This is a genomic window from Streptomyces sp. NPDC051987 (assembly GCF_040680735.1).
Lineage (GTDB): Bacteria > Actinomycetota > Actinomycetes > Streptomycetales > Streptomycetaceae > Streptomyces.
In genome coordinates, this window is sequence record NZ_JBFAXI010000037.1 from 43,417 (window position 1) to 67,960 (window position 24,544).

Consider the following 24,544-nt stretch of genomic DNA (forward strand, 5'->3'; position numbering starts at 1 on the left):
GGTCCGCTCGCCCCGTCCGCGAAGACCAGGTGGGTCTCAGGACTCCGCGTCCGCCGGGCGGGGCGGGGTGGGGTCCCTGCGGCGCTGGGTCGCGCGGGCGGTGAAGTCGGCGCTGCGCAGGGCCCGTTGGATGTTCCCCCAGGTCAGCAGGGACAGCTCGGTCTCGGACCAGCCGCGGCGGAGCAGTTCGGCGATCAGGTGGGGGTAGCGGGAGGTGTCGTCGAGGTCGCGGGGGTGGGCGGCGCCCGAGTCGTAGGTGCCGGACAGGGCGACGCACTCGGGCCCCGCGACCACGCGGACGTGGTCGAGGTGGTCGGCGACGTCCGCGACGGCCGGCCCGGCCTGCTCGGCGGCCAGCGGCACCATGCACACGCCCTTCTGCTCCCCCAGCCGCGCGAGCAGGTCGTCGGAGAGGTTGGCGGGGTGCGGGCGCACGGCCGCGGCGGCGGAGCGGGTGCACAGGACCGGTGTCTTGGAGAGCGCGAGGGTCCGGGCGAGGGCGGCCGCCGGGGCGCCCGACAGGTCGGCGAGCACCCCGAGCCGGTTCATCTCCCGGACCACCTCCTCGCCGAACCGGGTCAGTCCCGCCTCCCCCGCCCAGGCGGCGCCGGCCAGCGAGAGCACGCGCAGGCCCAGGGAGTGCAGGACCCGCAGGATGCCGAGGGAGTCGTCGAGGGCCGCGGCGGAGGCGGGGCCGAGCACCACGGCGACCCGGCCGCAGTTGCGGGCGTCGATGACCTGCCCCGCGGTGCGCACCAGCCGGAGCCCCTCCGGGTGCGTCTCGACCACCCGGCGCACCAGGTCCAGCTGTTCCAGCGTGGCTCCCACGGCCCGGCCGCCCCGGTCGGCCTCCGGCACCTGCAGGGACCAGAACAGCGCGCCCACATGTCCCTCACGGAGCCGCGGCACGTCCGTGTCGACCGCCGTCTCGCCCAGCTCCAGGTCGTACCAGGGCAGCGACCCGAGCGCCCGGGGCAGCCCGCTGTAGCCGTCCGCGACCGGATACGCCTCCAGCAGCGCGTGGGCCCGTTCCAGGAACGCGGCGCCGGACTCCACCGGGAAGGGGTCGTCCGGGAGGCAGTCCTCCCTGCCGACCTCGGTCGTGGCGGGGGTGTCGTGCTGGAGGTCGGCCATGGAGGGCTCCGTACGTCGTCGTGAGCTACGTCGTGAAGGGGCTGTAGCTCACCGTCGCACGCCTGCCCGGGAGGGTTCCTGGTGGACGGGGGGGTGGGGGGGGCGCCCCCCCCCCCCCCCAGCTCCCCGCCGCCCCGGCGGGGGGGCCGGGCCCCGCAGCCGCCCCCCCCCCACACCCCCCCCACCCCCACCGCCCCCCCGCCCGCGCCGCCCGCCAGAAGGGCGATGGTCGCGTTCGACGGCCCCCGGGTCCCCCGCAGGCCGCGGGCCACGTCCTCCGCGGCGCCCAGCACGCGGACCGCGTTCTGCCAGGTCAGCTTGGCCAGGTCGGCCCGGGACCAGCCGCGGTCCAGCAGCTCGGCGATCAGGTTGGGGTAGCCGGAGACGTCGCCCAGGCCGTCGGGGGTGAAGGCGGTGCCGTCGTAGTCGCCGCCGATGCCGAGGTGGTCGATGCCGGCGACCTCGCGCATGTGGTCGAGGTGGTCGGCGACCGTGGCGACCGTGGCGACCGGCCGGGGGTTGGTCTCCTCGAAGGCGTGGTGGACCTTCATCGCCGCCTCGGTGGTGTCGAGGTGGTGGAAGCCGTGGGCGCGCATGTTGTCGTCGGCGGCCGCCGTCCAGTCGACCGCCGCCTGGAGCACGAACTTCGGCACGAACGTCACCATCGCCAGGCCGCCGTTGCCGGGGAGGCGTTCGAGGACGTCGTCCGGGATGTTGCGGGGGTGGTCGCAGACGGCCCGGGAGGAGGAGTGGGAGAAGATCACCGGGGCGGTGGAGGTGTCGAGGGCGGCGTGCATGGTCGTGGCCGCCACGTGGGAGAGGTCGACCAGCATGCCCAGGCGGTTCATCTCCCGGACCACCTCGTGGCCGAAGGCCGACAGACCGCCCACGTTCGGCTCGTCGGTCGCGGAGTCCGCCCAGTCGTTGTTGTCGTTGTGGGTGAGCGTCATGTAGCGCACGCCCAGCTCGTACAGACCGCGCAGGGTGCCCAGCGAGTTGTCGATCGAGTGGCCGCCCTCCGCGCCCATCAGGGAGGCGATACGGCCCTCGGCGCGCGCCGCCTCCATGTCGGCGGCGGTCAGCGCGGCCCGCAGGTCGCCCGGGTAACGGGCGATCAGCTGCCGTACGCAGTCGATCTGTTCGAGGGTCGCCGGGACCGCGCCCGGCAGGTCCGAGCGGACGTACACCGACCAGTACTGCGCGCCGACGCCGCCTTCCCGCAGGCGCGGGATGTCGGTGTGCAGGTGTGCGTTCTGGTGCGTGGCGATGTCGCGGGCGTCGAGGTCGTAGCGGACCTGCTCGCGCAGTGCGTAGGGCAGGTCGTTGTGGCCGTCGACGACCGGGAAGTCACGCAGCAGGGACCGGGCTTCATCGAGGGACGTCATTGCGTATTGCTTCCCGGAGTCCTACTTGCCGAAGCCGAAGCCGCTCGGCCCCTCGACCTTGGCGCGCAGCCGCTTGCCCTTCTCGGTGGCCTGGTCGTTGAGGTCCTGCTGGAAGTCGCGCATCCGGCCGAGCAGTTCCTCGTCGTGGGTGGCGAGGATACGGGCGGCCAGCAGGCCGGCGTTGCGGGCGCCGGCGACGGAGACGGTGGCGACCGGGACGCCGGCCGGCATCTGCACGATGGAGAGCAGGCTGTCCATGCCGTCCAGGTACTTCAGCGGGACCGGGACGCCGATGACCGGCAGGGGCGTGACGGAGGCGAGCATGCCCGGGAGGTGGGCGGCACCCCCGGCACCGGCGATGATCACCTTCAGGCCGCGCTCCGCCGCCTGCTCGCCGTAGGTGACCATCTCGCGCGGCATGCGGTGCGCGGAGACGACGTCGACCTCGTACGCGATCTCGAACTCGTCCAGGGCCTTGGCGGCGGCCTCCATGACGGGCCAGTCGGAGTCCGAACCCATGACGATGCCAACAACAGGGCTCATTCGGTGATCGTGCCTCTCAGGTAGCCGGCAGCGTGACGTGCGCGCTCGAGAACGTCGTCCAGGTCGTCGCCGTAGGTGTTGACGTGACCGACCTTGCGGCCGGGCTTCACGTCCTTGCCGTACATGTGGATCTTCAGTTTGGGGTCGCGGGCCATGCAGTGCAGGTACGCGGAGTACATGTCCGGGTAGTCGCCGCCGAGGACGTTGACCATGACCGTCCACCTGGCGCGGGGCCGCGGGTCGCCCAGGGGCAGGTCGAGAACGGCCCGCACGTGGTTGGCGAACTGGCTGGTGATCGCGCCGTCCTGGCTCCAGTGGCCGGAGTTGTGCGGGCGCATCGCCAGCTCGTTGACGAGGATGCGGCCGTCGCGGGTCTGGAACAGCTCGACGGCCAGGTGGCCGACGACGCCCAGCTCCTTGGCGATGCGCAGGGCCATCTCCTCGGCCTGCAGGGCGAGCGACTCGTCGAGGTCCGGGGCGGGCGCGATCACGGTGTCGCAGACGCCGCCCACCTGCTGGGACTCGACCACGGGGTAGGCGACGGCCTGGCCGTGCGGGGAGCGTACGACGTTGGCGGCGAGCTCGCGGACATAGTCGACCTTCTCCTCCGCCAGGACCGGCACCCCGGCCCGGAAGGGGTCGGAGGCCTCCTCGGCGGTCTCCACGACCCACACGCCCTTGCCGTCGTAGCCGCCGCGGACCGTCTTGAGCACGACGGGGAAGCCGTCGCCCTCGGCCGCGAACCGGACCACGTCCTCCGGGTCGGCCACGATGCGGTGGCGGGGGCACGGGATGCCGAGCGCGTCGAGCTTCGCCCGCATCACGCCCTTGTCCTGGGCGTGCACCAGGGCGTCCGGGCCGGGACGCACGGGGATGCCGTCCGCCTCCAGGGCCCGCAGGTGCTCGGTGGGCACGTGCTCGTGATCGAAGGTGATCACATCGCAGCCGTGCGCGAAGGCGCGCAGCGTCTCCAGGTCGCGGTAGTCGCCGACGACGACATCGCTCACCACCTGGGCCGCGGAATCCTGGGGGGTGTCGCTGAGAAGCTTGAACCTGATGCCCAGCGGGATGCCCGCCTCGTGCGTCATACGCGCGAGCTGGCCCCCGCCGACCATGCCGACTACCGGGAACGTCACGCCCCTAGGGTATCGGCCATACCGGGGTGGCCGGTTTCCGCTCCCTCGACCAGGGCTCTTACCAGCCGCTTCGCCGCCTCTTGCCCCGCTTTTCCCGCGGTTTTCCGGTGTTCTTTCCAAGCCGTTCCCGTCCTGTGTCGCCATCCACAGGCGTCGGGGAGACTGGGTCGTTAGAGTGGCTGGGTCGCAATACCTACGGACGGGAGCCCGCACAACCATGGAACGTGGTTCCTCGGGGCTGCAACGGCTCGTACGGGAAGTCGCCAAGTTCGGCGCGGTCGGCGGTGCCGGCATTCTCGTGAACCTCGGCGTCTTCAACCTGGTCCGGCACGTCACCGACCTGCCGGTGGTGCGAGCGAGCGTCATAGCGACGGTCGTCGCCATCGTCTTCAACTACCTGGGGTTCCGGTACTGGACCTACCGGGACCGCGACAAGCACGGCCGCACCAAGGAACTCACCCTGTTCCTGCTGTTCAGCGCGGTCGGCCTGGTGATCGAGAACGGTCTGCTGTATCTGGCCACGTACGGGTTCGGCTGGGACAGCCCGCTGCAGAGCAACGTCTTCAAGTTCGTCGGCATCGGCGTGGCGACGCTGTTCCGCTTCTGGTCGTACCGCACCTGGGTGTTCAAGGCGCTCCCGGCCCGCGAGACGGTCGCGAACGCGGAGGCTCTCCTGGAGCGGGCCGCCGACACCGAGAAGCCCTGGCAGCGGGTGCGCTAGCGCCCTCGGCTCCCGGCTCCCGGCTCCCGGCTCCCGGCGGACGTCCTAGCGGACCGTCGGCCGGTCGTCGGCCGGCTTGTGCGGCGGCGGGGTGCGGGACAGGAAGAGACCGAACACCGGCGGCTGGGCCTGGAGCAGTTCCAGGCGGCCCCCGTCGGCCTCCGCGAGATCCCGCGCGACGGCCAGCCCGATCCCGGTGGAGTTGCGGCCGCTGATGGTCCGCTCGAAGATCCGGTTGCCCAGGTCGGCCGGTACCCCGGCGCCCTCGTCGGTGACCTCGACCACCGCCTGGTTGCCGGTCACCCTGGTGCGCAGGGCGACCGTGCCACCGCCGTGCATCAGGGAGTTCTCGATCAGCGCGGCCAGCACCTGCGCCACCGCGCCCGGCGTGCCGACCGCCCGCAGGTGCCGCTTGCCGGAGCTGACGATCGCCCGGCCCGCACTGCGGTAGGCGGGCCGCCATTCGGCGAGCTGCTGCTGGATGACCTCGTCGAGGTCGAAGGAGACGGCCGAGCCGGTGCGCGGGTCCCTGGAGTTCGTCAGCAGCCGCTCGACGACGTCCGTCAGCCGCTCCACCTGCGTGAGCGCCACATTCGCCTCCTCCTTCACGATGTCCGGGTCATCGGTGAGGGTGATCTCCTCAAGCCGCATGGACAGCGCGGTCAGGGGCGTGCGCAGCTGGTGGGAGGCGTCGGCGGCGAGCCGCCGCTCGGCGGTGAGCATGCGCCCGATCCGCTCGGCGGAGGCGTCCAGCACGTCGGCGACCCGGTCCAGCTCCGGAACGCCGTAGCGCTTGTGCCGGGGCCGCGGATCGCCCGAGCCGAGCCGCTCCGCGGTCTCCGCGAGGTCGGTGAGCGGGGAGGCGAGCCGGTTGGCCTGCCGGATGGCGAGCAGCACGGCGGCGATCACGGCGAGCAGCGCGACGGCCCCGATGATCAGCAGCGTGCGGCCGACCTCCCGGGTCACGGTCGACCGCGGCTCCTGGACGGTGACCGTCTCGCCCTCCTCGCCGTCGGCCGTGTAGTGGATGACATCGCCCTCGGGCTTCACACCCAGCTCGATCGGCGCCTTGCCCGGGATCCGGATGACGGCGTACTGCTCCTTGCCGACCTGGCTGCGCAGTATCTCGGCGGTGACGTCCTCGTCTTCGAGGATCCGGCTGTCCACGATGCTGGCGAGGCGCAGCGCCTCGGAGTCGACGCGTTCCTGGGCACTGTTGCTGATGGTCCGCGACTCGACGATGACGAGGGAGACGCCGAAGACCGCGATGACGACGAGGACGACGGCCAACGTGGACTGAATCAGCCGACGCCGCACGTCAGTGCCCCGTCAGTCGCGCCCTGTGAGGTACCGCCCACCGCTCAGCTCTTCTCGAACCGGAACCCGACACCGCGCACGGTGGCGATGTACCGGGGGTTGGCCGCGTCGTCGCCGAGCTTCTTGCGCAGCCAGGAGATGTGCATGTCGAGCGTCTTGGTCGACGACCACCACGTGGTGTCCCAGACCTCCCGCATCAGCTGGTCGCGCGTGACGACCCGCCCCGCGTCCCGCACCAGCACCCGCAGCAGGTCGAACTCCTTCGCCGTGAGCTGGAGCTCCTCGTCGCCCATCCACGCCCGGTGCGACTCGACGTCGATCCGCACCCCGTGCGTGGCCGGCGGCTGCGTCGGCTCCGTGGCACCGCGCCGCAGCAGCGCCCGCACCCGGGCGAGCAGCTCGGCGAGACGGAACGGCTTGGTCACGTAGTCGTCGGCGCCCGCGTCCAGGCCGACGACGGTGTCCACCTCGTCGGCCCGCGCGGTCAGGATGAGGATCGGCACGGCGTGACCCTCGGCACGCAGCCGACGCGCCACCTCCAGGCCGTCCATGCCGGGCAGCCCGAGGTCCAGCACGACCAGATCGACGCCGCCCTGCATTCCGGCGTCGAGCGCGGTGGGTCCGTCCTCGCGCACCTCCACCTCGTAACCTTCCCGGCGCAGGGCGCGGGCCAGCGGCTCCGAGATGGACGCGTCGTCCTCGGCGAGCAGTACACGGGTCATGAGGTGATGGTAGTCCGATTACGCGCAGTGCTGGGGTGTGATCGGCACGCGGGATTCTTACCTTGGGGCACAGTGGTGCGAACCTGTGAGCGAGAGGTGAGAGGGTGGCAGGACCTTCGAAACCGGCGCACGGTTCCTCCCACACCTGTGATCCGCGTCTCAAGTCCTTCCATATCCGGCAGTGTCCTGACGTACAGTGACGTGAACGCCTGTAGTACACCCTGTGACCTTTGGTGGGCATCTTGACACTGAGGGTCTCTTTTGTGTGCGGGCTGGCCTGCCAGCCTTGAAAGGAATGACCTCTGGCCGGGCTCCGGACGCGACGCAGCGTGACGGAACGTGGATCCCGGTGGTCGCCGTCCACCGCCCCGCGACCCGGGGCGGAACCCTGTGGGCGTGGGGTGGACGGGCGGACCCCGCCGGTGCCGGCCACCCTCCCCCCACGGGCGCGCAGAGCCCCACCGCGCGCTCCGACCAGCAAGGAACGACCATGGCGTCCAGCCTGACGAAGGACTCGGTCCGACCGGGCACCCCCGGTTCCGAGAAGACCTTCTTCGGCCACCCCCGCGGACTGGCCACCCTCTTCATGACCGAGATGTGGGAGCGGTTCTCCTACTACGGCATGAAGGCCCTGCTCCCGCTGTACCTGGTCGCTCCCGGCGGCCTGCACATGAGCGCGGCCACGGCGACGGCCATCTACTCCGTGTACCTGTCGCTCGTGTACCTGCTCGCCCTGCCAGGCGGCTGGTTCGCCGACCGCGTCCTCGGCCCCCGCAAGACGGTCGCCGTCGCGGGCACGGTCATCATGCTCGGCCACCTGACGCTGGCGCTGCCCAGCGCCGGCACCTTCTTCGCGGGCCTCGGCCTGGTCGCGATCGGTTCCGGTCTGCTGAAGGCCAACATCTCCACGATGGTCGGCCACCTGTACGACGGTCCGGACGACCCGCGCCGCGACGGTGGCTTCACCCTCTTCTACATCGGCATCAACCTGGGCGCGTTCGCCGCGCCGCTGGTGATCGGCACGGTCGGCGAGAACTACAACTGGCACCTGGGCTTCGCGCTGGCCGCGGTCGGCATGGCACTGGGTCTCGCCCAGTTCCTGCTCGGCACCCGCCACCTGAGCTCGCGCTCGGACATCGTCCCGACGCCGCTGTCCGCCGCGGAGAAGAAGGCGACGCTGACGAAGGCCGGCTTCTGGGCCGCGGTCGCCGCGGTGTTCTACGTCGTCGTCGGTGTCTCCGGCGTCTACACGCTGAACTGGCTGCTGGTGCCGATCACGATCGCCGGTCTGCTGATCCCGGTCGTCGTCATCGCCCGCATCAAGCGGGACAAGGACCTGGACCGCGCCGAGCAGTCCAAGATGAGTGCGTACATCTGGTTCTTCGTGGCCGCCGCCGTCTTCTGGATGATCTACGACCAGGGCGGCTCGACCGTCTCCCTGTTCGCCGACGCGTCCGCGAAGAACACGATCTTCGGCTGGAACTTCCCGGTCTCCTGGTACCAGTCCGTCAACCCGGTCATGATCATGGCGCTCGCGCCGGTCTTCGCCTGGGCGTGGCTGGCGATGGCGCGGCGCGGCAAGGAACCGAGCACGGCCGTGAAGTTCGCCGGTGGTCTGGTGCTGATCGGTGCGTCGTTCTTCCTGTTCCTCGCGCCGCTGTCGATCGCCGACGGCGGTCACAAGGCCGCGGCGATGTGGCTGGTCGGGATCTACTTCGTGCAGACCGTCGGTGAGCTGATGCTGTCCCCGGTGGGTCTGTCCGTGACGACGAAGATGGCGCCGGCGAAGTACGCGTCCCAGATGATGGGCGTGTGGTTCCTGGCGGTCACCGCGGGCGACGCGACGACGGGTCTGCTGTCCATCGCCGGTGTCGACCTGAACAAGACGGGGATCGTGGCGTTCCAGGCGGCGCTCGCCGTGGTCGCCGGTGCGGCCGTGTGGCTGTACCGGAAGAAGGTCCGGGAGCTCATGGGCGACGTGCACTGATCGTCTTCTGACAGAGGGCCACCGCATCCTTCGGATGGGGTGGCCCTCGTCGGGTTCCGGCTATCCGCCGGATGTGGCTGGTCGCGCAGTTCCTCGCGCCCCTGACCTTCTCATCGCGTCCTTCGCTTGGGCATGAAGGTGAACACGGCGCCGCCCAGCAGGACGGCCGTTCCCGCCACCAGACCCAGTGCCTTCAGAGCGCCGTTGCTGCTGTCGCCGGTCTCTGCGAGGCCGCCGCTGCTGCTGGAGCCGCTGCTTCCCGACGTGGTGCTGCCCGACGCCCCGCCGGCCTGCTGCGTCGTGTCCAGGGTCAGGGAGACCTCGGTCCTGGTCGGTGTGCACGTCGTGGTCGTACCGAGGGCCTTGACCGTCAGGACGCCCGGCGACAGCGTCGACGTGCCGCTCGCGCCCGGCTTGTAGGTGCCCGTCAGGTCCGGGATCTTTATCGGGTCGCCGGACTTGATCGCGGAGGAGTTGGTGGGACCCTCGACATGGACCGTGCCCTTGTCGGCTCCTCCCAGGACCACCTCCATCGACGGCTTCACCGAGCCCGCCGGGATGTCGGCGGGGCTGTCCATCACCGACCCGTTGAACCGCACCGTCAGATCGAAGCTGCCGCCGTCCTTCCTGGCGTTGATCTGCACCGGCGAGGTCGCGCTCTTGTCGCCGATGGGGGTCTTGCAGGCGTAGGGGACGTCGACCTGCTTGCCGGTGAAGTCGGTCTGCCCGGTGCCGTCGGAGGGGGACGCCGAGGCGGAGGCCGACGCCGACCCGGACGGGCTCGCGGAGACCGACGGCGAGGCGGAGGCGGAAGCGGAGGCCGAAGCGGAGGCCGAAGGGCTCGCCGAGTCGCTCGGACCGCTGCCGGTGACCTGGATCGTGGCCGCCTTCTCCACCGTGCCCTTCGGGGTGCACACGGTGTTCGTCCCGTACGCGTTGACCGTGTACGCGTCCGGCGTGAGCGTCACCTCGCCGGGCGAGGTGAGTTTCAGCGTGCCGGTCATGTCGGACAGCACCATGTCGCCGCCCTTGGGGATCGCCGGGTTCTCACGCGGCCCCTGCATGGCGACGTCGGCGGTCTGGGCACCGCCCGCCTTCAGCGTGCCGGACGGCTGGACCGTGTTCGCGGGCAGGTCGATGATGTCCGGGTTCTTGGACGCGGCCTGGACGAACTTCCAGGTCACGTCGACGGTGTCGCCGACCTTCGCCGTGGCGGGCGCGGTGATCTCGACCTTGGTGGTCCCGTCGATCGGGTCGGCGACCCCGGCGGGCGGTACGCAGTGGGTGGCGTACGACACCTCGGCCGCCTGGGCGGTTCCGGCCGCCGCGCCGAGCAGGACGCCCGCCCCGGCGAGGACCAGCGCGGCCGCCGCCGCGCCCGCTCTGGCCGGTACCGGTGTCACTCTCCTTCGCATGATCACGTCGGTCCTTTCGTGGTCGGGGTCGGAGGACTCGTGGAGCTGTCGTCGTGCGGTGCGGAGAGCCGACCCGCCGTCGCGCCCGGACCGGAGTCCGGGGTGAACCACGGCAGGGTCGAGGCGGTCGCGGTCGTCGAGGGCGCGGGCTCCCCGGCGCGCGGCCACGGCGCGCGGAAGACCGGGCGGGGCACTCCCCGGTGCCGGATGCCGCCGGCCCGGGGCGGCCGCACCCGGTCCACGACCGCCATCCCGATGCGGAAGACGGCCGCCGGTACGACCACGCAGAGCAGGATCCAGAAGAGGGTCACGCCCCAGGGACGCCCGACGCCCCAGGGCTCCTCGGCGAGGACCCTGCCGTCGTACCGGAGGGAGACGGTGTAGTCGCCGTGCGCCCCGGCGGCGAGCTCGACGGGCAGTCTGACCTGTGCCTTCCGGCCGGGTGCGAGGGTGCCGTGCCACTGCTGCTCGTCCCACTGGGGAGCGAACACGCTGTGCGCGGTGCCGACCTGGAAGACCGGATCCCGGAGGGTGCTCGATCCCGCGTTGCCGATGGTGAACACGAGAGTGCGGGACGGGGGCGCGCCGAACCAGGTCAGCAGGCCCGAGGAGCCGTCGAGGCGGGCGTCGGTGAGCATCGACAGACTGCCGCCGGTGGGCTCGGCGGGCAGCGCCTTGACGGGGTGTCCGGCGACCTGGAAGGCGGCGTCCGCGTCGGCGCTGGTGCCCGTCACGGTGGCCACGTGCACCACGCAGGGGCAGGGCACCGGCGGTTCGGCGACCGGGAGCCGCTTGCTGAACCCGCCGTTCGCGTCGGTGGTGACGGCGCGGCCGTCGGCGTTGGCGCAGGAGTTGGTGCCGCCGATCACGCCCCGGGCCGGGCTCGACTGGCCGCAGACCAGCATCATCAGCAGGGTGTGCGGCCGCCAGCCGGTGCCGCTGACGGTGACCGAACCGCCGGTCCCCGCCTGGGACGTGGAGACCTTGACGGACGGCCCGCCGGCGGCCGCCGCCCTGGGCACGAGGAACAGCGAGAACAACGCCGCCAGCGACGTCAGCACCGCCAGTACCGGGACCGCACGCACTCTCACCTCGCTGCTCCCGTCAACTCGACCTCCTCGGACAGGGGTTCGGCCGGCCGGTCGGCACGGCTCCGGCGCCCGCGCCGTCGTACGACCGTCACGGCGGCGCCCGCCACGAGCGCGCCCCCGGCTCCCGCGACCGCGCCCCAGGGCACGAACCGTGCCTCGGTGTCCGCCGTGTCGTGCGCGCCGCCCGCCGCCGTCGCCGTCAGCCGGACGTCGACCGCGTCGAGGGCGGGGTGGCCGGGCCAGGGCTCGCTGAGTGCGGTGCGGGTGCCGGGGGCGAGCCGGACCGGGAGGGTGCGCGGGGGCCGGTCTAGCAGGACGCGGCCGAAGATGCCGTGCGCGCGCACCGCGAGCTTCGGTGCGAGCACGGTCGTCCCCCGGTTGACCAGCTCGTACGTGATGCGGTCACCGTGGACGGCGAGGTGTTCGACCGTCAGCGCGGACAGTGCGGGACCGCCGACGCGCAGGCGGACCCGGGCGGTGACGGTACGGCCTCCGGTGTCCTTCGCGACGAGCGTGGCGGGGCGGTCGCCGGGGGCCGCGCCGGCCGGGACGGTCAGGGTGAAGGGGACGTCGGCACGGGTGCGGGCGGGCACCCGGACGGTCGGCTCGGCGAAGGTGACGGGAACGCCGGTGCCGGCCAGTCGTACCGTGACCGGGCGCCCGCCGGGGTTGGTCACCGACACGCTGTCCTGGAGGACCGCCCCGGGGGCGCCCTCGGCGTAGAAGGAGGGGCGGCCGCCGCCCGCGGGCGCGAGGGACCAGCCCTCGGCGGCCGACGCGCGCGGGGCGGCGGCGAGCAGGACCAGCGCGCCGAGGCCGAGGCCCCGGGCGGCGGACCGAGCGGCGCGGGCGGCTGACTGGGCGGGCGGCATGGGCGGCTCCAGCTGTCGGACCCGGAGGTCAGCGGCGTGCGGTCTGGTTCCGCCGGGTCAGCCAGAGCGTGCCGGCGGCGCCCGCGAGCAGCACGGTGCCGCCGAGGGTGCCGAGCGCGACGAAGGAGTCCTCGGGGCCGGTCTTCGGGAGGGTGCCGCCGGAGTCGCTGCCGGTGCTGCCGGTACTGCCGGACGACGACGAGCCGGAACCGCCGGAGCCGCTGGACCCGCCGCCCGCCGCGGTCACGTCCAGGGTCAGCGACGGGCCGGGGTTGTTGGTGGGGGTGCAGGTGGTCGTCGTACCGAGCGCCTTGATGGTGAGCGTGCCCGCCGTGAACGTCACCTTGCCGGACTTCTCCGGGGTGTAGGTGCCGCTCAGGTCGTTGATCTTGATGGGGGTGTTGGCGGGGATCGCGGCCTGGTTGGCGGCGCCGGTGACGTTCAGGGTGCCGCTGTCGGCGCCGCCGAGCTTGATGGTGGCGCTCGGGTTCATCGCGCCCTTGCCGAGCTCGACCGGGCTGGAGGAGACGCCCTTCTGCCAGGACATCGTGATCTTGTAGCCGCTGCCGCTCTTGACGCTCGTGATGTCGATCGGCGAGACGGCGCTCTTCGGGCCGATCGGCGTCACGCACTTGTAGTCGACGTCGACGACGGTGGCGTGCGCCGCGGGGGCGGCGAACAGCACCGCCGATCCGGCGAGGGCGGCGGACGCGAGCACGGCGGTACGTTTCGGGTACGACGACACGGTCGGTCCACCCCATTCGCTACTGACGAGGTATCAGATTCGGCCGTCAAGGTACGCCGGGGCTCATGAGGAGGGAAGAGAAAGGGCGTGCCGGAAGTGTGGGGATACCGAGGCACCCTGTGCAACGCCTCGCAAGGGGCGCGGGGCTGTGCCTGATATGCGGCTGCCGCCGCGCGGGCGCGACCGGCCCCCACCGACCGCAAGCCGACACACAACCCACTCGGCGCCCCCCCTACGCCGCGTCTCCCCTTACGCCGGGGCCCCCAGCTCCGCCCACACCGTCTTCCCGGCCGCCCCCGCCGTCCGCAGGACCCCCCAGTCCAGACACAACCGCTGCACGATGAACATCCCGTGCCCCCCCGGCCGCCCCGCCCGATGCGGTGTCCGCGGCGCCGGCTGCCCGGCCCCCCGGTCCGACACCTCCACCCGGATCACCTTCTTGTCGCAGGCCAGGAACAGCTCGTCCGGCCCCTCCGCATGCAGGCACGCGTTCGTCACCAGCTCGGACACGACGAGCAGCACGTCCTCCGCGGCGGCTCTGCGGTCGGCGCTCTCGGCCGGCAGCCACCCCCACGCGTAGAGCGCCTGCCGGGTGAAGTCGCGGGCGAGCGGCACGACCCCGCTCTCCCCGTCGAGGCGCAGCCTGCGGACCTGACGACCCCCCGTCGAGGCCGGCAGCACGTCGGACGACGCCGCCTCCTCGGACACCCCCGAAGCGCCGCTGGGCTCCGGGCCGCGGTCGCCCGGCGGGTAAGGCCGGGTGGTGCTCATCAGCGCTTCACCTCACCGATTCACCGGTTCACATGAAAAATTTCGCGTTGCTGCAGTTCGTACGGGCCCGAGGGCGCAATCGACTCGAACGGGGCCGGGCCGTGCTCCGGCAGATCCAGGATCTCTCCTGCCCGAGCGATCCACGGGAACACCCCCCGGTTCCGGACGCCGGTCCGGGGCTCAGCCCTCGCCACCGGTCGCGCCGGCTCCGTCGCCCCCGCCGTCCTCGTCGGCCAGCGCCGCCTCGACGGTGTCATGGACGGAGAAGACCGCCTCGGCCCCCGTGATCTCGAAGACCCGGGCCACGACGGGCAGCATTCCGGCGAGGTGCACCCCGCCCCCGGCGGCCTCGGCCCGCAGGCGTGCGCCGAGCAGCACGTTCAGGCCGGTGGAGTCACAGAACTCGAGGCGTGAGCAGTCGACGACAAGGCGGGCGAACCCCTTGTCGAGAAGATCGTCCAGCGGCTCGCGCAGCAGGTCTGCGGTGTGGTGATCGAGCTCACCCGCCGGAATCACGACGGCACTGGAGCCTTCTTCCCGCACCTCCACCAGCAGCCGGCCCGACTGTGCGCTGCCGACCGTCCCGTGGTCCATTGCCGTCTCTCTCCCGAGGTCGTGACCGCTTTTACCACCGTCTGACCGTTGTCTGACGATGCCCACCGATGTCCGCCGAACGCCGTGTCGACGCCCTCGAACATTACGCCTTCTGCACGGAACCCGACACCCGAACAACCTCGCGGAAAAGGACAAACCACAATAGAACGGACTTGCGAGTGGTTCGACGGAGCGGGTAGGCCTAGGAGGGACACGCAACCGACACGCCGGCTTTGGAGGCGCCCGCACACCGCAGTGCACGCACGGCTCCGGCAGCCTGATCTTGCCGAGAACGATGGAGGACACCATGTCACCCCGGCTCGACGCCTCGTACCCCACGACGGCGACGTCGACTCCCCCACCGGAACCACTGGATGCCATCGAGGGATTCTTCGCCGAACTCGGACTCCCGGAGGTCCCCCCGTACGACGAGGTGGACGCGGTCGACGCGCGAGCCCTGTCCAAGACCCTCTTCGAGCGGCTGGAGTCGCTGGAGGAAGGCACGCAGACGTATTCGTACGTCCGCAACACCCTCGTCGAACTGAACCTCGCGCTGGTCAAGTTCGCCGCCTCCCGCTTCCGCTCCCGCAGCGAGCCGATGGAGGACATCATCCAGGTCGGCACCATCGGCCTGATCAAGGCGATCGACCGCTTCGAACTCTCGCGCGGCGTCGAGTTCCCCACTTTCGCGATGCCGACCATCATCGGCGAGATCAAACGCTTCTTCCGCGACACCTCGTGGTCCGTACGGGTCCCGCGCCGCCTCCAGGAGCTCCGCCTGGACCTCGCCAAGGCGGGCGACGAACTGGCCCAGAAACTGGACCGCGCCCCCACGGTCGCGGAACTCGCGGAACGCCTCGGCCTCTCCAACGAGGAGGTCGTGGAGGGCATGGCGGCCTCCAACGCCTACACGGCCTCCTCCCTGGACGCGCAACCCGAGGAGGACGAGTCCGAGGGCGCCCTGGCCGACCGCATCGGTTACGAGGACCACGGCCTGGAGGGCATCGAGTACATCGAGTCCCTGAAGCCCCTCATCGCGGAGCTCCCGGCCAGGGACCGCACCATCCTCTCCCTCCGCTTCGTCGCGGGCATGACCCAGTCGGAGATCGGCGACGAACTGGGGATCTCCCAGATGCACGTGTCCCGCCTGCTGTCCCGCACCCTCACGCGGCTGCGCAAGGCACTCACCCTGGACGAATAGGCACGCGCCAAGCGCCCGGCGGGCCGGGGCGGGAAAGATCCTTCCGCCCCGGCCCGCCGCGTCTTTGGCCAAAGCTCCCCCCGCACGGTCGCTCACCCCCCAAACTGGCCGGTACGTCAGGAAGGAAGGCCCGGGAGAAGGGGTGCACGATGGTCCAGGACAGCCAGGGCGGCCCACCTCCGGACGCGCGTCTGACCGAACTCCTGCGCACCCCGACGCCCACCGCCTACCCGGCCCTGCAGCAGCTCCGCGCCCGCCACCGCCCGGCGGTCCTCGCCTACGCCCGCCTCTGCACGGCCGGCGACGCCGCGGCCCGCCGGCTCACCGCGCAGACGTTCACCACCGCCGCCCGCGACATCGCGCGCGGCGCCGAGCCGGTCGTACCACTCCGCCACCACCTGCTCCTGCTCACCGCCCGGCTGGCGGCCGACTGGTCCGGCGACGACCGCTCCGCCGCCCTGGACGCCACCCTCCTGCTGGTCCTGAACTCCTCCGCTGCCCCCGGCGCCCTGACCCCGCCGCTGCTCCCCGCGTTCCAGTCCCTGCCCTCCCGCACCCAGGGCCTGCTCTGGTACGGCGTGCTGGACGGCGAACCCGCCGAGCGCACCGCCACCTACCTGGGGCTGACCGCCGAGGACGTCCGGTACGACACCCCGCCCGCGCTCCAGTCGCTGGCCCAGGCCTGTCTGCGTACCCGCCTGGCCGCTTCGGACGACCCCCGCTGCCCTGACTTCCGCCGGCTGATCGAGGAGTCGGTCCGCCCGGAGAACCCGCGCCAGAGCGCCGACCTGCACGCCCACATGGCCCACTGTCCGCACTGCACGGCCGCCTTCGAGGACCTCACCGCGCTCCGGGACGCCCCGCGCGAGACCCTGGCGGAGGGCCTGCTGCCCTGGGCCGGAACGGCGTACGCACGCCACGGCACCGCACCGGAGCCCGCCGCCGACCCCGGGCCGCCCAGGCGGCGCGGCCTCCCGTCCCGGCGCCTGCTGCTGACCTCCACGGCACTGGGCGTGGCCCTGGTGCCGCTGCTGCTGTTCCTCCTGGTCCACCGGGACAGGCACGCCCCGGACCCCGCCGCCGCGACGCCGCAGGGGCCGAGCCCCCAGGTGACCGTGACGGCGACGACGACCGTCTCCCCGACGCCGACGCGGGCACCGACGCCGACGCCGTCCGGGATCTCCCCCAGACCCGGCAAGGGTGCCGGTGCTGTGTCACCCACCCCGGCCCCGCGCCCGACGCCCGCCTCCACCCCGTCCCCCAGCCCGCCGGGCACGGCCTACGCCCAGGTCGTGAACCTGGCCACCGCCCGCTGCCTGGACGTCCGCGACGGCGACTTCGGCAACGGCACCGACGTCGTCACGGCCCCCTGCTCCGCCTCCGCCACCCAACGCTGGCGGGTCGACCCGGACCGAGGTGTCCTGCAGTCCGCCGGGGATCCCGACTTCTGCCTGGACAGCCGGGGCTCGGTGGACAACGGCGTCGGCATCTGGAGCTGCGACTCGGTGGACGGCGACCACGGCGACAACCTCCGCTTCACCGTGACCCCGGACGGGGAGATCCGTCCGGAGATCGCCCTCGGCACGGCCCTCACCCCGAACGGCGCCGACCGGCTCTCCCTGGACCCGGCGAACGACGGAACGGCCCAGCGCTGGCGGGCAGGGGCGGGCTGACTCAGCCGGCGACCCGCACGCCCCGCCGCCACACCCCGCTGACCAGCGGGACCCCCGGGCGGTAGGCCAGGTGGACGTGGCTCGGGGCGTCGAGGAGGAGCAGGTCGGCTCGGGCGCCCGGGGTGAGGCGGCCGATGTCGTCGCGGCGCAGGGCCGCCGCGCCGCCCGCCGTGGCCGACCAGACCGCCTCGTCGGGGGTCATGCGCATGTCGCGGACGGCCAGGGCGATGCAGAAGGGGACGGAGGAGGTGAAGGACGAGCCGGGGTTGCAGTCGGTGGAGAGGGCGACGGTCACACCGGCGTCGAGGAGGCGGCGGGCGTCGGGCCAGTCGGCGCGGGTGGAGAACTCGGCGCCGGGCAGGAGGGTGGCGACCGTCCGGCTGTTGGCGAGGGCGTCCACGTCCTCGGACGTCAGATGGGTGCAGTGGTCGGCGCTGGCCGCGTCGAGTTCCACCGCGAGCTGGACACCCGGGCCGTAGGAGAGCTGGTTGGCGTGGACGCGCGGGATCAGCCCCCTGGCCTTGCCCGCGGTGAGGATCGTCCGGGCCTGGTCGCCGTCGAAGGCGCCCTTCTCGCAGAAGACGTCGATCCACCGGGCGTGGGGCGCGCAGGCGTCCAGCATCTCGCCGGTGACGAGGGCCACGTACGCGGCCGGGTCGTCGGCGTGGTCGGGCGGGACGATGTGGGCGCCCAGGTACGTCACCTCGTCGGTGTGCCGGGCCGCGATGCGCAGGGCCCGCGCCTCGTCCGCCACGGTCAGGCCGTAGCCGGACTTCGTCTCGAAGGTGGTCGTGCCCTGGCGGAGGGCCTCGGTCAGGTAACGGGTGAGGTTCGCCTCCAGTTCCGCGTCGGTCGCCGCCCTGGTCGCCGCGACGGTCGTGCGGATCCCGCCCGCGGTGTAGGAGCGGCCGGACATGCGGGCGTTGAACTCCTGGGTGCGGTCGCCCGCGAAGACCAGGTGGGAGTGGGAGTCCACGAAGCCCGGCAGCACCGCCCGGCCGCCCGCGTCGACCCGGTTGTCAGTGGCGGGTGCTTTGCTGGACTCACCGGCCCACACGACACGGTCGCCGTCGATGACGACGGCCGCGTCGTGGATGAGGCCGAGAGGGGAGTTGTCACCGAGGGAGGGGTCGTTGGTGACCAGCGTGGCGATGTCGGTGATGGCGGTGCTGCTGCTCATGGTGGCCTCGTCGGAGTCCTGGGGTGGGCTGGTCGTCAGGCGCGCAGGGCTTCGACGGCCCGCGCGAGGGCCTGCGGCACATCGGGGACGAGGGTGTGCGCGCCGTCCCGTACGACGTGCCGGCCTCCCACGACCGTGTGCCGTACGTCCGCTGCCGTCGCGGCGAATACGGCCGTCTCGGCGCCGAGGCGGGGCAGCGGCCCTGCCGTCCTGACCGAGTCCAGCGCGATCGTGGTGAGGTCGGCGAGCATGCCGGTCCCGATGGCGCCGGCGTCGTCCCAGCCGAGGGCGGCGTGCCCGTCGGCGGAGGCGGCGCGCAGCAGGGCGGCGGCCGTCCAGTGGCCCCGGGCGCGGGTGCGCAGCCGCTCGTTCAGTTCCATCGCGCGCGCCTCTTCGAGCAGGTCGATGACGGCGTGGCTGTCGGAGCCGAGGGAGAGTGGCGAGCCCGCGCGCTGGAGGGCGACGGCCGGTCCGATGCCGTCGGCCAGGTCGCGTTCGGTGGTCGGGCACATGCAGGTGCCGGTGCCGGAGCCGCCGAGCAGGGCGATGTCCTCGTCGGTGAGATGGGTGTTGTGGACGCCCGTGGTGCGCGGGCCGAGGACGCCGTGGTCGGCGAGGAGGCGGGTGGGCGTGCAGCCGTGGGCGGCCCGGCAGGCGTCGTTCTCCGCCGTCTGCTCGGACAGGTGCACGTGCAGCGGGGCCCGCCGCTGCTCGGCCCACCGCGCCACGGTCGCCAACTGTCCGGCGGGCACGGCCCGTACGGAGTGGATGGCCGCTCCGATCCGTGCGTGATCCCGTTCCTTGAGAACTGAACAGCGTTCGGCCCAGGCCTCCGCGCTGCCGTCGGAGAAGCGCCGCTGGTGGGCGTTGGGCGGCTCGCCACCGTGCTTGTCCGAGATGGCCGAGGACAGGTAGGCGGTGTCGAGGAGGGTGATCCGGATGCCGGCGTCGGCGGCCGCCGCGATCAGCGCCTCGCCCATGGCGTTGGGGTCGGCGTAGGGGGTGCCGTCGGGGGTGTGGTGGACGTAGTGGAACTCACCGACGCAGGAGACGCCGGCCAGCGCCATCTCGGCGTACACCGCGCGGGCGAGGGCGTGGTAGGTCTCCGGGGTCAGCCGGTCGGCGAAGGAGTACATGATCTCGCGCCAGGTCCAGAAGGTCCCGGAGCCGACCTGGACGGTGCCGCGCAGCGCGCGGTGGAAGGCGTGCGAGTGGGCGTTCGCCAGGCCGGGGAGGGTGAGGCCGCGCAGCACCTCGGCGCCCGGCGGCGGCGCGGGCACCTCGGTCCGCACCGCCGTGATCCGGCCGTCGGCCACCTCCACGGCGACGCCCGGTTCGACGTGCGTGTCCAGCCAGGCGTACTCCAACCAGTACGTCGTCCGTGTGGTCACTCGCAGGCCAGCCCTTCCAGTACGTCGGCGAGCGCGCTCACCCCGGCCAGGCAGTCGTCCTCGGCCGCGAACTCGGCCGGGGAGTGCGAGACGCCGGTGGGGTTGCGCACGAACAGCATGGCGGTCGGGACGCTCCCGGAGAGGATTCCGGCGTCGTGTCCGGCCCCGGTGCCCAGGACGGGCACGGTGAGACCGGTGTCCCGGCCGAGGATGCGCCCGAGTTCGTCCCGCAGGGCGTGGTCGAACTCGACGACCGGGGTGAACGACTCGCGGACCACGTCCAGGTCGATGCCGTGCGCCTGCGCGTACTCCCGGGCCGCCTTCTCGATCCCGCCGACGACGGTGTCGAGGGTGGCCTGGTCGGCGGCGCGGGAGTCGAGCCAGCCCCGCACCAGGGAGGGGATGGCGTTGACGCCGTTCGGCTCGACGGCGATCTTGCCGAAGGTGGCCACGGCACCGGCGAGTTCGGCCTCGCGGCGGGCGGCGAGCACCGTCTCGGCGTACGACAGCATGGGGTCGCGCCGGTCCACCAGCCGCGTCGTGCCGGCGTGGTTGGCCTCGCCGCGGAAGTCGAACCGCCAGCGGCCGTGCGGCCAGATGGCACTGGCGATGCCCACTTGGTCGCCGGACAGGTCCAGCGCCCGGCCCTGTTCGACGTGGAGTTCGACGAAGGCGCCGATGCGGGCGAGCCGCTCGGGGTCGGGTCCGATGGCGTCGGGGTCGTAGCCCGCGGCCTCCATCGCCTGCGGCAGCGTGACGCCGTCGCCGTCGGTGAGCCGGTGGGCCTGCTCGACGGTCAGGTGCCCCGCGGTCAGCCGGGATCCGACACAGGCGAGCCCGAACCGGGCGCCCTCCTCGTCACCGAAGTTCACCAGGGCGAGGGGCCGGGTGAACTGGGCTCCCCTCCCCCGGAGTTCGTCGAGCGCGGCGAAGGAGGACACGACGCCGAGGGGACCGTCGAAGGCGCCGCCGTCCGGCACGGAGTCCAGATGCGACCCGGTGACGACGGCGTCCCCGGCCGCCGGGTCCCCGAGCCAGGCCCACTGGTTCCCGTTCCGGTCGACCTCGTACGCCAGTCCACGCCGCTCGGCCTGCTCCCGGAACCAGTCCCGGCACTCGGCATCGGCCCCGGTCCAGGCGAAGCGCCGGTAGCCGCGGGAGTCGGGGTGCCGCCCGACGGGAAGCAGCTCCCGCCACATGGAGTGGAAGGAGGCCGCGCTCCCTACAGGCTGTGGGCAGTCGTTCCGCAGGGCGCTGGGGGTCCCCCCGCTCGAACGAAGGTGAGAGTGGGGGAGGGTGGGCGCAGCCGAAGCGGCAGACGGCGACGAGAGCTCAGCCCCCACCGAAGCGCTGCCGCCACGTCCCCGCTCACGGGCATTCACGCGTCGTCACCCTCGCGCATCGGCACCCGAACGCCCCGCTCCTCGGCGACCGACACCGCGATGTCGTACCCCGCGTCCACGTGCCGGATCACGCCCATGCCGGGGTCGTTGGTCAGCACCCGGCGGATCTTCTCGCCGCCCAGCTTCGTGCCGTCGGCGACCGTCACCTGGCCCGCGTGGATGGACCGGCCCATGCCGACCCCGCCGCCGTGGTGGATGGAGACCCAGGACGCCCCCGACGCCACGTTGACCATCGCGTTCAGCAGCGGCCAGTCGGCGATCGCGTCGGAGCCGTCCAGCATGGCCTCCGTCTCGCGGTAGGGGGACGCGACGGAGCCGGCGTCGAGGTGGTCGCGCCCGATGGCCAGCGGCGCCGCCAGCTCCCCGCTCGCCACCATGTCGTTGAACCGCTCGCCTGCCTTGTCCCGCTCCCCGTAGCCGAGCCAGCAGATGCGCGCGGGCAGGCCCTGGAACTTGACCCGCTCGCCGGCCATCCTGATCCAGCGGGCGAGGGACTCGTTCTCCGGGAAGAGGTCGAGGATCGCCTTGTCGGTCTTGGCGATGTCGGCGGGGTCGCCGGAGAGCGCGGCCCAGCGGAAGGGGCCCTTGCCCTCGCAGAAGAGCGGGCGGATGTAGGCGGGGACGAAGCCGGGGAAGGCGAACGCGCGGTCGTATCCGGCCAGCTGGGCCTCGCCGCGGATGGAGTTGCCGTAGTCGAAGACCTCGGCGCCCGCGTCCATGAAGCCGACCATGGCCTCGACGTGCTTCGCCATGGACTCGCGGGCCCGGGTGGTGAAGCCGGCCGGGTCCTTGGCCGCGGCGTCGGCCATGTCCTCGAAGGCGACGCCGACCGGCAGGTAGGACAGCGGGTCGTGCGCGGAGGTCTGGTCGGTGACGATGTCGATCGGGGCGCCCTCGGCGAGCATCCGCGGCAGCAGCTCGGCCGCGTTGCCCAGCAGGCCGATGGAGAGCGGACGGCGGGCGTCGCGCGCCTCCACCGCCAGCTGGAGGGCGTGCTCCAGGCTGTCGGCCTTCACGTCGAGGTAGCGGTGCTCGATGCGGCGCTCGATGGCGCGCGGGTCGCAGTCGACGCAGATCGCGACGCCGTCGTTCATGGTGACCGCGAGGGGCTGGGCGCCGCCCATGCCGCCGAGGCCGGCGGTGAGGGTGATCGTGCCGGCGAGGGTGCCGTTGAACTTCTTCGCGGCGACGGCGGCGAAGGTCTCGTAGGTGCCCTGGAGGATGCCCTGGGTGCCGATGTAGATCCAGGAGCCGGCGGTCATCTGGCCGTACATGGTCAGGCCGAGGGCCTCCAGGCGGCGGAACTCCTCCCAGTTGGCCCAGTCGCCGACGAGGTTGGAGTTGGCGATGAGGACGCGCGGGGCCCACTCGTGGGTCTGCATCACACCGACCGGGCGGCCGGACTGGACCAGCATGGTCTCGTCCTGCTTGAGGGTCCTGAGCGTGCGGACCATCGCGTCGAAGGAGCGCCAGTCACGGGCGGCCTTGCCCGTGCCGCCGTAGACGACGAGCTTGTCGGGGTGCTCGGCGACCTCGGGGTCCAGGTTGTTCTGCAGCATCCGCAGAGCGGCTTCCTGCTGCCATCCCAGGGCGCTCAGTTCCGTACCGCGTGGCGCTCGTACGGGGCGGGGTCCTGACATGGTCTGCCTCCTAGCGGATCCGGGATCGACGGCCGGGGAAGTGTTCCTACGGATATTCACATCCTGGCTCGCTGAATAGAACTAGTCAATACATGAAGCCGGCAGCGCGACCGCATTCCGGATGTTTGGCTGGACTTATGGGCCTCAAAGGTGTGGACGATGACATGTCAGGAGGCGTCGTGGCCGGACGCGGGGACGACGGTGAGCGGGTCGGGGACGACGGTGAGCGGGTCGGGCGGCGGGACGACGCCGTGCGGGCCGCGGTGGAGCAGGGGCTGCTGGGGCCGGACGCGCCGATCGTAGGCCTGCTGGACGTGCGGGGCATCCTCGCGTCGGCCGCGGAGCTGCGCCGGGCGTTCGCCGGGGTCGCGGCGCCCGGCACCGCGGTCCTGCACGCCTTCGCGGTGAAGGCGAACCCGCTGGTCCCGGTCCTGCGGCTGCTGGCCGGGGCCGGCCTGGGCGCGGAGGTGGCCAGCGCGGGCGAGCTGGCGCTGGCGCGGGCGGCCGGGGTGCCGGCGGAGCTGACGGTGTTCGACGCGCCCGCGAAGACCGAGGCCGAGCTGCGCGAGGCACTGGCGCTGGGCGTGGCCGTGAACGCCGACAACCCCCAGGAGCTCACCAGGATCGGCGCGCTCCGGCACCACGGCCGCACCCGCTCGCCGCTCGGGATCCGGGTGAACCCGCAGCTGGGCGCCGGGACGATCGGGGCCACCTCCACCGCGACCGCGACCTCGAAGTTCGGGGTGGGGCTGCGGGACGAGGGGGCCCGGGAGTGGGTCGTCCGGGCGTTCCTGGAGCGGCCGTGGCTGACCCGGCTGCACGCGCACGTCGGGTCGCAGGGGATCTCGCTGTCGTTGCTGGCCCGGGGCGTGGCGGAGACGTACGCGCTGGCCGAGGAGATCAACGCGCGTGCCGGGCGGCGGCAGGTGGACACCCTCGACATCGGGGGCGGGCTCTCGGTCAACTTCGCCTCGGAGGCGACGGAGCCGACGTACGCGCAGTACGCGCGGCTGCTGGCGGAGGCGGTGCCGGGGCTGTTCGACGGGCGGTACGGACTGGTGACCGAGTTCGGGCGGTCGCTGCTGGCCCGGCACGGCACGGTGCTGGCCCGGGTGGAGTACGCGAAGAGCTCCGGGGGGCGGCGGATCGCGGTGACGCACGCCGGTGTGCAGGTGGCGCCGCGCACGGTGTACGTGCCGGGCGCGTGGCCGCTCAGGATCGCCGCGTACGACCCGAAGGGGCGGCCCAAGGAGGGGGCGCCGGTGGTGCAGGACGTGGCCGGGCCGGCCTGTTTCTCGGGTGACCTGCTCGCCGAGGGGCGCGCCCTGCCCCTGCTGGAGCAGGGGGACTTCGCCGCCGCGCTGGACACCGGGGCGTACTACTTCGGCACCCACTACTCCTACAACTCCCTTGCCCGGCCCGGAGTTTACGGCTTCGCGCCGGACGGCGACGGAGGCGTGGCGTTCGCCGTGGCGCGACAGGCGCAGACGGTCGCCGAGGTCGTGGCCGAATCGGGAGGGGCGCACGTCGACGCGCTCACCACCCTGCATGCAACCGAGAGCCGTTGAGGCACTCCCGAAACAGGAGATCAACTGGTGTGAAAAGCAGCCCAGTTGACCAACA

20 protein-coding genes and 1 pseudogene are annotated in these 24,544 nt (G+C 72.5%); 5 read left to right on the plus strand and 16 right to left on the minus strand.

Features of this window, described 5'->3' with window-relative positions; all coding sequences use genetic code 11:
• Positions 1–36: 36 nt before the first annotated feature.
• From AB0M11_RS21160 to AB0M11_RS21175, 4 genes and pseudogenes are all read right to left on the minus strand, one after another.
• On the minus strand, positions 37–1,134 hold the full coding sequence (locus AB0M11_RS21160) for a dipeptidase (RefSeq protein ID WP_365707616.1): 1,098 nt from the start codon (positions 1,132–1,134) through the stop codon (positions 37–39).
• 209 nt (positions 1,135–1,343) lie between these two features.
• A pseudogene (locus AB0M11_RS21165) lies at positions 1,344–2,519 on the minus strand (dipeptidase); the annotation flags it as partial.
• A gap of 21 nt (positions 2,520–2,540) precedes the next feature.
• Entirely contained in the window at positions 2,541–3,062 is a 522-nt protein-coding gene (purE, locus tag AB0M11_RS21170; protein WP_365707618.1) for a 5-(carboxyamino)imidazole ribonucleotide mutase, read from the minus strand.
• Positions 3,059–4,198 (minus strand): 5-(carboxyamino)imidazole ribonucleotide synthase, encoded by a 1,140-nt coding sequence (locus AB0M11_RS21175; protein WP_365707620.1) that lies wholly within the window; start codon positions 4,196–4,198, stop codon positions 3,059–3,061. The genes purE and AB0M11_RS21175 overlap by 4 nt, the downstream gene beginning before the upstream one ends.
• Before the next feature lie 217 nt (positions 4,199–4,415).
• On the opposite strand from AB0M11_RS21175, the gene AB0M11_RS21180 reads away from it, so the two are divergent.
• Positions 4,416–4,919, plus strand: coding sequence for a GtrA family protein (locus AB0M11_RS21180; protein WP_365707621.1), 504 nt, complete (start codon positions 4,416–4,418; stop codon positions 4,917–4,919).
• 45 nt (positions 4,920–4,964) lie between these two features.
• Here the strand turns inward: AB0M11_RS21180 and AB0M11_RS21185 are convergent, their stop codons facing one another.
• Positions 4,965–6,236, minus strand: coding sequence for an ATP-binding protein (locus AB0M11_RS21185; protein ID WP_365707623.1), 1,272 nt, complete (start codon positions 6,234–6,236; stop codon positions 4,965–4,967).
• Positions 6,237–6,280: 44 nt separating this feature from the next.
• Positions 6,281–6,958, minus strand: coding sequence for a response regulator transcription factor (locus AB0M11_RS21190; protein WP_365707625.1), 678 nt, complete (start codon positions 6,956–6,958; stop codon positions 6,281–6,283).
• A 490-nt stretch (positions 6,959–7,448) separates the two neighbouring features.
• Between AB0M11_RS21190 and AB0M11_RS21195 the strand changes: the two genes are divergently transcribed.
• Positions 7,449–8,945 carry an oligopeptide:H+ symporter gene (locus tag AB0M11_RS21195; protein ID WP_365707627.1) on the plus strand — a complete coding sequence of 499 codons (1,497 nt, stop codon included), beginning with the start codon at positions 7,449–7,451 and terminating at the stop codon, positions 8,943–8,945.
• A gap of 110 nt (positions 8,946–9,055) precedes the next feature.
• Here the strand turns inward: AB0M11_RS21195 and AB0M11_RS21200 are convergent, their stop codons facing one another.
• From AB0M11_RS21200 to AB0M11_RS21225, 6 genes are all read right to left on the minus strand, one after another.
• Positions 9,056–10,360: a hypothetical protein gene (locus tag AB0M11_RS21200; protein WP_365707629.1), complete on the minus strand. Its 1,305-nt coding sequence runs from the start codon at positions 10,358–10,360 to the stop codon at positions 9,056–9,058.
• 2 nt (positions 10,361–10,362) lie between these two features.
• Positions 10,363–11,409, minus strand: coding sequence for a hypothetical protein (locus AB0M11_RS21205; protein ID WP_365707694.1), 1,047 nt, complete (start codon positions 11,407–11,409; stop codon positions 10,363–10,365).
• A gap of 38 nt (positions 11,410–11,447) precedes the next feature.
• The gene (locus AB0M11_RS21210; RefSeq protein WP_365707631.1) at positions 11,448–12,323 is read right to left on the minus strand and encodes a hypothetical protein; all 876 of its coding nucleotides are present in this window, start codon (positions 12,321–12,323) and stop codon (positions 11,448–11,450) included.
• Positions 12,324–12,351: 28 nt separating this feature from the next.
• Positions 12,352–13,068 (minus strand): LPXTG cell wall anchor domain-containing protein, encoded by a 717-nt coding sequence (locus AB0M11_RS21215; RefSeq protein WP_365707633.1) that lies wholly within the window; start codon positions 13,066–13,068, stop codon positions 12,352–12,354.
• A gap of 249 nt (positions 13,069–13,317) precedes the next feature.
• Positions 13,318–13,839, minus strand: coding sequence for an ATP-binding protein (locus AB0M11_RS21220; RefSeq protein WP_365707635.1), 522 nt, complete (start codon positions 13,837–13,839; stop codon positions 13,318–13,320).
• A gap of 180 nt (positions 13,840–14,019) precedes the next feature.
• Complete coding sequence (locus AB0M11_RS21225; protein ID WP_365707637.1) at positions 14,020–14,433, minus strand: STAS domain-containing protein; 414 nt, start codon at positions 14,431–14,433, stop codon at positions 14,020–14,022.
• A gap of 307 nt (positions 14,434–14,740) precedes the next feature.
• Between AB0M11_RS21225 and AB0M11_RS21230 the strand changes: the two genes are divergently transcribed.
• Both AB0M11_RS21230 and AB0M11_RS21235 read left to right on the plus strand, forming a co-directional pair.
• The gene (locus AB0M11_RS21230) at positions 14,741–15,634 is read left to right on the plus strand and encodes an RNA polymerase sigma factor SigF (RefSeq protein ID WP_365707639.1); all 894 of its coding nucleotides are present in this window, start codon (positions 14,741–14,743) and stop codon (positions 15,632–15,634) included.
• Between the two features lie 149 nt (positions 15,635–15,783).
• A complete protein-coding gene (locus AB0M11_RS21235) occupies positions 15,784–17,307 on the plus strand; it encodes an RICIN domain-containing protein (protein ID WP_365707641.1) in 1,524 nt (507 codons plus the stop codon).
• 1 nt (position 17,308) lies between these two features.
• On the opposite strand, the gene hutI is transcribed toward AB0M11_RS21235, so the two are convergent.
• The 4 genes from hutI to hutU all read right to left on the minus strand — a co-directional run bounded on the left by hutI (position 17,309) and on the right by hutU (position 22,921).
• Complete coding sequence (gene hutI, locus AB0M11_RS21240; RefSeq protein ID WP_365707643.1) at positions 17,309–18,487, minus strand: imidazolonepropionase; 1,179 nt, start codon at positions 18,485–18,487, stop codon at positions 17,309–17,311.
• Positions 18,488–18,522: 35 nt separating this feature from the next.
• Positions 18,523–19,884 (minus strand): formimidoylglutamate deiminase, encoded by a 1,362-nt coding sequence (locus AB0M11_RS21245; protein WP_365707696.1) that lies wholly within the window; start codon positions 19,882–19,884, stop codon positions 18,523–18,525.
• Positions 19,875–21,077, minus strand: a complete 1,203-nt coding sequence (locus tag AB0M11_RS21250) for an allantoate amidohydrolase (RefSeq protein ID WP_365707645.1) — start codon at positions 21,075–21,077, stop codon at positions 19,875–19,877. Before AB0M11_RS21250 ends, AB0M11_RS21245 begins: the two co-directional genes overlap by 10 nt.
• Before the next feature lie 179 nt (positions 21,078–21,256).
• Complete coding sequence (gene hutU / locus AB0M11_RS21255; protein WP_365707647.1) at positions 21,257–22,921, minus strand: urocanate hydratase; 1,665 nt, start codon at positions 22,919–22,921, stop codon at positions 21,257–21,259.
• Between the two features lie 164 nt (positions 22,922–23,085).
• On the opposite strand from hutU, the gene AB0M11_RS21260 reads away from it, so the two are divergent.
• Entirely contained in the window at positions 23,086–24,489 is a 1,404-nt protein-coding gene (locus AB0M11_RS21260) for a diaminopimelate decarboxylase (RefSeq protein ID WP_365707649.1), read from the plus strand.
• Positions 24,490–24,544: the final 55 nt, after the last annotated feature.